1 protein-coding gene is annotated in these 1,306 nt (G+C 34.7%); it reads left to right on the top strand.

Going from position 1 to position 1,306, the window contains the following annotated elements; all coding sequences use genetic code 11:
- The first annotated feature begins 86 nt into the window (after positions 1 to 86).
- Positions 87 to 1,253: a hypothetical protein gene (locus IC220_RS07605; protein ID WP_188153801.1), complete on the top strand. Its 1,167-nt coding sequence runs from the start codon at positions 87 to 89 to the stop codon at positions 1,251 to 1,253.
- The last annotated feature ends 53 nt before the right edge of the window (positions 1,254 to 1,306 follow it).

The following is a 1,306-nucleotide window of genomic DNA, read 5'->3' as shown; positions in this document are numbered from 1 at the left end:
GTAGGGAAAATGAACATGATGAGCTGAAGGGTAACTTTGAAAGATTTAGTTTTGAAAAACTGTTAAAATTGTGGGGAAATTAAGAGATGACTATCGCAAAAGAAGTAGTATACGCATTACATCAAAGAATTAAGGATTTATCTCAAGATGCAACGCCTGATAAGGTAGCATATTTGGCCAAGGCATTAGAGTCTATAGCTGGGCAGAGTACTGTATTTGATATTGTGCAGATGACTGATGTAAAATTGAAAGAACTGCTTGATAGCACAACAAGTCATTTAAGTAAATTAGATACCAATAAAACCAATGCGTTAGCGGCAATCTCTGAATTGGAGGGAAAATCGTTAAAGAAAATAAATGACCAGGAGTTAAAAAGCCTATCAATTCTTGACACCAAAAAAGATGCCAATATTGCTGCAATAAATAGCACAACAGATCTTGGTAGTATAAAAAACACACTTAAAGCTATTAATGACCTTCCTAAAGATTCTTCAATAATGAAGGAAGTACAGTCCCGAGGGGTTATTCAGTCTGGATCACAACCTTTCCTGTTTGGAATATTGAGCAGATACAATGACTATAGCTGGGGTTATGGTCATTTCACAAGTGAATTAGGACAATGGTACATTAATACAGAAAAAACTAATAACATGTTTTGCTTGCTTACAGGTGCGCATAGCTATGACACAAGTTATGTTTCATTTTATAAACCGCCACAATTAAGTTTCTTGCAAGGGAAAAATGGAACATTTATCTATAGAGAGCTGTATACGCGTTATGCAGTTTCTTCAAATGAGTACTCTTATCCATATGCATTACTGGGAGTAATATTTGTAAAAAACACCACAAATAGTGAGATAACAAGAACAATAAACTTTGTTGGTTCATCACATTGGTATTCAGGATACGAAGGAATGGGAGCATTTGTGGGAACACCTGATAATACCAATACTAATAAGGCACAAATATCATCGATTAGCTGGAAAAATATTTATAACCTTGGAAGCACAAACAGTGGATTTTTAGCTTCAGGAAATGTTGTCATTCCAGCTAATAAAACAGTTGTGATTTTACTTTACACGTCACCATATTATTACACGAGTAGTAGTAACTATTATGCACAATTTATGCAGTGGGGAATATACAATTTTCGCAGCAATTTTTTGACCACTGGACTTGAGGTAGATGTAGAAAGAACACTTAAAGCTTGGCAATGCCCAGGATTTACTAATACGTTTGAAATTTGGAAGTAAGAAGGAGGAAAATATGTCTATTTATATGCGTTTCGAAAACAACAAACAAGTAG

It is taken from the genome of Wolbachia endosymbiont of Pentalonia nigronervosa (assembly GCF_014534705.1).
GTDB lineage: Bacteria > Pseudomonadota > Alphaproteobacteria > Rickettsiales > Anaplasmataceae > Wolbachia.
The sequence above is the reverse complement of the archived record's forward strand: the minus strand, read 5'-3'. Positions and strand labels throughout refer to the sequence as shown.

Bases quoted from the DNA above. Each gene is read 5' to 3' on its own strand.
- IC220_RS07605 (WP_188153801.1), top strand. From the start codon at position 87: ATGACTATCGCAAAAGAAGTAGTATACGCATTACATCAAAGAATTAAG.